The sequence below is a fragment of the Pseudomonas sp. P135 genome (genome assembly GCF_020312125.1).
In the GTDB taxonomy this organism is placed as follows: Bacteria; Pseudomonadota; Gammaproteobacteria; order Pseudomonadales; family Pseudomonadaceae; genus Aquipseudomonas; species Aquipseudomonas fragariae.
The window spans coordinates 84029-90075 of the sequence record NZ_JAGPYR010000022.1; the positions used below are offsets into that span (position 1 = coordinate 84029).

The window sequence follows — 6047 nt, forward strand, 5'->3', positions numbered from 1 at the left end:
ATGTACAACTCGTTTCGGCAGACGCCGAATAGGGGTAAGGTGACAGCTGCGGGGCCGGATTTCCAGACGACCGCGGTCACACTCACGACGCCGCTATACTGGTAGTGTCCAGCGTTGAGAGCAGGGCAGACTGGCTTCGATGGCCGTTCAGGGATGTCGCAATGCGCGGCAACCCACCACGAGCAGCGATATCACAGGCATGATGAGCGCTGTACGGACTTGATAGTCGCGTGTCGACCAGGGAAAGGTGAAGCATTGGACCCCCGCTGTTGTTGCTCTACTGGGTTGCGATCGAGCTTAGCCTCGTTCATTTTTTTATACAACAGCCCGTTAAAAACAGTAGACAGGCCGCTTTTGCTCTTATTTAACATCGGTAAAAAACGGAATAAAACGCCCTAAATAGCAGCAAAAAAGGCCATATGGCGCAGTTTTAGGGCAAAAAAAGGCTCTATTGACTTCATCATGGCTTTCGGATTGACTGAGATCCGCAATCATTGATGATTGATATTTTTAACAACAAAGGTGTTGCATCATGTCGGTACCCCCGCGTGCCGTTCAGCTTAACGAAGCGAACGCGTTCCTTAAGGAACATCCTGAGGTTCTGTACGTTGACCTTCTGATTGCAGATATGAATGGTGTGGTGCGTGGCAAACGCATCGAACGCACCAGCCTCCATAAGGTTTACGAGAAGGGCATCAACCTGCCTGCCTCTTTATTTGCTCTGGATATCAATGGCTCCACGGTGGAAAGCACCGGCCTGGGCCTGGACATCGGTGATGCTGACCGAATCTGTTATCCCATCCCCGACACCCTGTGCAACGAGCCATGGCAAAAGCGCCCTACCGCGCAATTGCTGATGACCATGCACGAACTCGAAGGCGATCCGTTTTTCGCCGACCCGCGTGAAGTATTGCGCCAGGTCGTCGCCAAATTCGACGAAATGGGCCTGACCATCTGCGCCGCGTTCGAGCTGGAGTTCTACCTGATCGATCAAGAGAACGTGAACGGTCGCCCACAACCGCCCCGCTCGCCGATCTCCGGCAAACGACCGCATTCGACACAGGTCTACCTGATCGACGACCTCGACGAATACGTCGACTGCCTTCAGGACATCCTCGAAGGTGCGAAGGAACAAGGCATTCCTGCCGACGCCATCGTCAAGGAAAGTGCCCCGGCCCAGTTCGAAGTCAACCTGCATCACGTCGCCGACGCGATCAAGGCGTGCGATTACGCGGTATTGCTCAAGCGCCTGATCAAGAACATCGCCTACGATCACGAGATGGACACGACCTTCATGGCCAAGCCCTATCCGGGTCAGGCGGGCAATGGTCTGCACGTTCACATCTCGATTCTGGATCGCGATGGCAAGAACATCTTCACCAGCGAGGATCCCGAGCAGAACGCCGCATTGCGTCACGCAATCGGCGGTGTGCTCGAGACCCTGCCGGCACAAATGGCCTTCCTGTGCCCGAACGTCAACTCGTACCGCCGGTTCGGTGCGCAGTTCTATGTGCCCAACTCACCGACCTGGGGCCTGGATAACCGTACGGTCGCCGTTCGCGTACCGACCGGCACTGCCGATGCGGTACGTATCGAACACCGCGTTGCCGGCGCCGATGCCAACCCGTATCTGGTGATGGCTTCGGTCCTGGCGGGCGTGCACCACGGCCTGGTCAACAAGGTCGAGCCTGGCGCTCCGGTCGAAGGCAACTCCTACGAGCAGCACGAACAAAGCCTGCCGAACAACCTGCGCGATGCACTGCGCGAGCTGGACGACAACCCGGTGATGGCCAAGTACATCGACCCGAAATACATCGACATTTTTGTCGCCTGTAAAGAGAGCGAGCTGGAAGAGTTCGAACACTCCATCTCCGACCTCGAGTACAACTGGTACCTGCATACGGTCTGATTGAGGCCGAGTAACACAAAACGCCGCAGGCTTTGAGCCTTGCGGCGTTTTGGTTTGGCGTGCATGCCCTCCCCCGGACACCAGTCGTTCCTCACGCTCCAGCGTGGGAGCGATAATCATATGGCCGCACGATTATCGTTCCGCACGCTCCAGCGTGGGAATGCAGTTCGTGACGCTCCGCGTCACACAGTGGAGCGTTGACGCCTACTTCAGGCTGTACGAGTTGCGGCACTCTTAAAGCCCGAGTTTCATTTACGCACGCTATCTCGCCAGACTGAAGATTTGTGACGCAGAGCGTCACGAACTGCATGCCAACGCGGAGCATTGGCACGATAAACAGTTAGATTTGTGTATACCGACGAGCGCGGGGCGTGGGAGCGATAATCGTTTGGCGACGGCAGCGATTCATCCCGTCAGAATCCCTTACAATGCCTGCAGCCCAACCAAGAGCCACGCCCATGACACGCGCCGCCACTCCTCGCAAACCTCAAGCACGCAGCCAGGCCAGAATCGATTCGATTCTCGACGCCGCCCGCACGCTGCTTGCCGAACAAGGAGTGGCCAGCCTGTCGATTTACAGCGTTGCCGAGCGCGCCGGCATTCCGCCCTCGTCGGTGTACCACTTCTTCGCCAGCGTCCCCGCGCTGCTTGAAGCACTGACCGCCGACATCCACGCCGCCTTTCGCGCCTCGCTGCAGGCACCCATCGATCACGACCAGCTCACCACCTGGCGCGACCTGTCACGCATCGTCGAGCTGCGCATGCTGGCCATCTACAACGCCGACGCCGCCGCCCGCCAATTGATCCTCGCCCAGCACGGCCTGACCGAAATCAACCAGGCCGACCGACAGCACGACATTGAACTGGGGCACTTGATGCTCGAGGTGTTTGATCGACACTTCCAACTGCCTGCGCTGCCAGATGACGTGGACGTGTTTGCACTGGCGATGGAACTGGGGGATCGGGTGTATGCGCGGTCGGTGCAGTTGCATGACGAGATCACACCGCGCATGGCTGAGGAAGGGATGCGGGTGTTTGATGCGTATTTGGGGTTGTATTTGCCGGTGTTTTTGGTGAAGAGAAAAATATCACCACTGCAGTGACCGTTTGTAGAGACTGAGTGTAATACTGTTATTAACGCTGTTTACGTATAGCCTTACGGTGTTTTCTAGACATACCAGCTGCATATACTTTAAAAGCATTAATATCTCTCAACAGGATAGCTTTATAAAACTGCGACGGGCCAGCCTCTATAAAATTCCCGGTATCTACAGCCCGATTGGATTTATAAAAAAGTATGGTATTTTCTACGTCCAGCAGTCTTTTAAGGTGCCGCTCCAAATAGATTTTGGCCACTTCAAAGTCCGTAGGCACCGCCGTGCTCACTGGATGATGAAACTCCTCAGCCTTCTTCACCCTATACTCCCAGGTCATGGCTGGAGTGGTCATCGCCGGCCTACCTTTATCAGGAGCTTGCAGAGTTGAGGTCGTCGAGGGTGGAGGAGATGAGGCAGCGCTCGTTGATGCCAGGGGTGATATAGGTAAAGGCTTGCCTTCCCGTGAAGGAGGCGCTTCTGAGCGTTTGCCAAGCACCCTCAACAAACGGGTAGATATTCGATCTTTCCGGCTAGGTGATTTCAAGCGTGCGTTTTCTAGTGCCCGTCTGAGTAGCCTGTTATACGGCGCATGCCCTGACGGATCCACAAACCCAATCGGATCACCCCCACAATACCCATACGCATTCAACCCGCCCTCATCAAACGGACTCAAACTGTCCGGGCTGTTGAACCGCATCAACACCGGGTTATAAGCCCGATACCCATTCCCCAGCAGGTAATGCCCAGTCACCGGATCGCGTCGTTCGCCGTTAAACCCTAGCAAACTGGTCAAGCCACTTTCAGCCGGATGGTGACCGTAGGGGCTGTAAGCCACAGGCTCAATCCCGGCCTCATCCACAAGCCGCAGGACAGAACGTTGCTGATCCGTCGCAAGCAGCGTCGTGTCCACCACACCATCAACATGCCGCTGCTGAGCCAATAACAGGTCTTCATGCTGAAAGACCGTGCGTCGTGATGCACCCTCTATTTCGGTCGCCAGGCGGTTCTTTTGATAGAAGCGCTGCACATCCGCCCGCCCAACCGGCGAGCTGGAGGCCAGACGGTCCAGCGGGTCGTAGCGATACGTGCACAGCATTATCGGGTCGAGAGAGGCCATGGCAGTTGTTCACATAGAACCAGCCGTCAGCATCCGGCAAAACCGATACGCCGCCTACCTCGCATAAATGCTAGGTAAACGCTCGGCTTCGAGCCTGAAAGCATCATGCTTGAGGTTTTTGATCTCCACATCCAGCGCTCTGTACTGCCGGATGATGTAGGCGTATTTGCGCTGGCGATGGGATTGTATTTGCCATTTTTTTAGTGAAGCGGACCTGAGACAGCGATATTATTTATCTTTAGGCGGATCCCGAACGTACTCACCGAATTTTTCGATATATTTTTTACGGTATGCATTAAAATTAGTTTCTGCGTTAACAAGCTTCGCTCCAAAAAGCTCTCGCGACTGGGACGGATTAATTATACTATGCTTAACTCTCTCAGGGTTTTTCGTGTAATGTTCTATTAGATACTCAGCGTCTCTTACGCGCCCCTCAAACCTTTCATACCGTCTCTTTGCGGAACTCTCATCAATAGGCAATCTAGTCGAAAGTCCATTAATTAAATTTTTCCTTTTTAGTTCCAACGTCCTACGCTGCTCAGTCCGCCTGCGACTCGAAACAGATTTAGCCGACGAAGTAGACGTAGAGGCGGACGCGGACGCGGACGCGGACGCGGACGGTAGCTTACTTGCCTTTTTAGATACCAAGGATGGTACAGCCGCAGGAGTATGTTTGCCCCCTAAAACACGCGCAGCAGGGCTGACGCCTTGCAGAGCGCGCTGTGCAATAAGAGTAGCTGCTTGCGGACCGAACTTTTCAATCATGTCTGCCGCCTGTATGAGAATTGAAAATGGCATATGCCCCGACGGATCCACAACTCCCACCGGATCCCCTCCACAATACCCATACGCATTCAACCCGCCCTCATCAAACGGACTCAAACTGTCCGGGCTGTTGAACCGCATCAACACCGGGTTGTAAGCCCGGTACCCATTCCCCAACAGATAATGCCCGGTCACAGGATCTCGCCGCTCGCCATTGAACCCCAGCAGGCTGGTCAGTCCGCTTTCCGCCGGGTGATGACCATAGGCGCTGTACGCCACTGGCTCAACCCCGGACTTATCCACAAGCCGCAGGACAGAACGTTGCTGATCCGTCGCCAACAACGTGGTTTCGATCGCACCCTCAACACGCCGCTGCTGAGCCAATAACAGGTCTTCATGCTGAAAGACCGTGCGTCGTGATGCACCCTCTATTTCGGTCGCCAAACGGTTCTTTTGATAGAAGCGCTGCACATCCGCCTGCCCAACCGGCGAGCTGGAAGCCAGGCGGTCAAGCGGGTCGTAGCGATACTTGCACAGCACTGTCTGGTTGGGGGAAGTCATGGCAGCTTCTTCAAATAGAACCAGCCGTCAGCATCCGGCAAAACCGATACGCCGCCTACCTCGCATAACTGCTAGGTAAGCGTTCGACTTCGATTCTGAAAGCATCATGCTTGAGGTCTATGATCGCCGCCTCAAGCTGCCTGCATTGCAGAATGATGTAGGCGGCGATGGGCTGGGGGGATCGGGTGTATGCGCGGTCAGTGCAGTTACATGACGAGATCACACCGCGCATGACTGAGGAAGGGATGCGGGGGGTTGATGCTTATTTGGGGTTGTATTTGCCGGTGCTTTTGGTGAAGAGAGCCGTTTGAGAATTACGAACGAATGGATGTTTGTTCTTCTCTCGGGCTTTTTAGATACTCAACATAGTTTCTTTTTTCCCGCTTCAATGTCGACAGGTGATCCGCATGGGTGCGTTTACTGTAATTGGCAGTGCCTTGATTTCTAGACATATAAGCTATTTTAGTCTCAAGATACCTAATGCTCGTAGTGAAAACTTCAGCTTCTCGCTTGCCATCAATATAAATACGAGTACCCGGCGTATGCTTTTTAATGCCGGCAGTTTCAAGTGCAGCGCGATATTTTTCGCGTGCATCCC

5 protein-coding genes and 2 pseudogenes are annotated in these 6047 nt (G+C 54.5%); 4 read left to right on the forward strand and 3 right to left on the reverse strand.

Annotation, left to right across the window (positions count from 1 at the left end):
- The first annotated feature begins 532 nt into the window (after window positions 1-532).
- Both KBY08_RS23735 and KBY08_RS23740 read left to right on the forward strand, forming a co-directional pair.
- Window positions 533-1909: a glutamine synthetase family protein gene (locus tag KBY08_RS23735; protein ID WP_003413528.1), complete on the forward strand. Its 1377-nt coding sequence runs from the start codon at window positions 533-535 to the stop codon at window positions 1907-1909.
- A gap of 458 nt (window positions 1910-2367) precedes the next feature.
- Window positions 2368-3012 (forward strand): TetR/AcrR family transcriptional regulator, encoded by a 645-nt coding sequence (locus KBY08_RS23740; protein ID WP_024642508.1) that lies wholly within the window; start codon window positions 2368-2370, stop codon window positions 3010-3012.
- A gap of 31 nt (window positions 3013-3043) precedes the next feature.
- Here KBY08_RS23740 and KBY08_RS23745 read toward each other — a convergent pair whose 3' ends face one another.
- Complete coding sequence (locus KBY08_RS23745; RefSeq protein ID WP_080278018.1) at window positions 3044-4123, reverse strand: RHS repeat-associated core domain-containing protein; 1080 nt, start codon at window positions 4121-4123, stop codon at window positions 3044-3046.
- A gap of 102 nt (window positions 4124-4225) precedes the next feature.
- Here KBY08_RS23745 and KBY08_RS23750 point away from each other — a divergent pair.
- Window positions 4226-4309, forward strand: a pseudogene (locus KBY08_RS23750) (TetR/AcrR family transcriptional regulator); the annotation flags it as partial.
- A 42-nt stretch (window positions 4310-4351) separates the two neighbouring features.
- On the opposite strand, the gene KBY08_RS23755 reads toward KBY08_RS23750, so the two are convergent.
- Window positions 4352-5449 carry an RHS repeat-associated core domain-containing protein gene (locus KBY08_RS23755; protein ID WP_225651279.1) on the reverse strand — a complete coding sequence of 366 codons (1098 nt, stop codon included), beginning with the start codon at window positions 5447-5449 and terminating at the stop codon, window positions 4352-4354.
- A 103-nt stretch (window positions 5450-5552) separates the two neighbouring features.
- Here KBY08_RS23755 and KBY08_RS23760 point away from each other — a divergent pair.
- A pseudogene (locus tag KBY08_RS23760) lies at window positions 5553-5760 on the forward strand (TetR/AcrR family transcriptional regulator); the annotation flags it as partial.
- Between the two features lie 3 nt (window positions 5761-5763).
- Here the strand turns inward: KBY08_RS23760 and KBY08_RS23765 are convergent.
- Window positions 5764-6047: hypothetical protein (locus tag KBY08_RS23765; RefSeq protein ID WP_225651280.1), on the reverse strand; the 284-nt coding region annotated here is incomplete at its 5' end.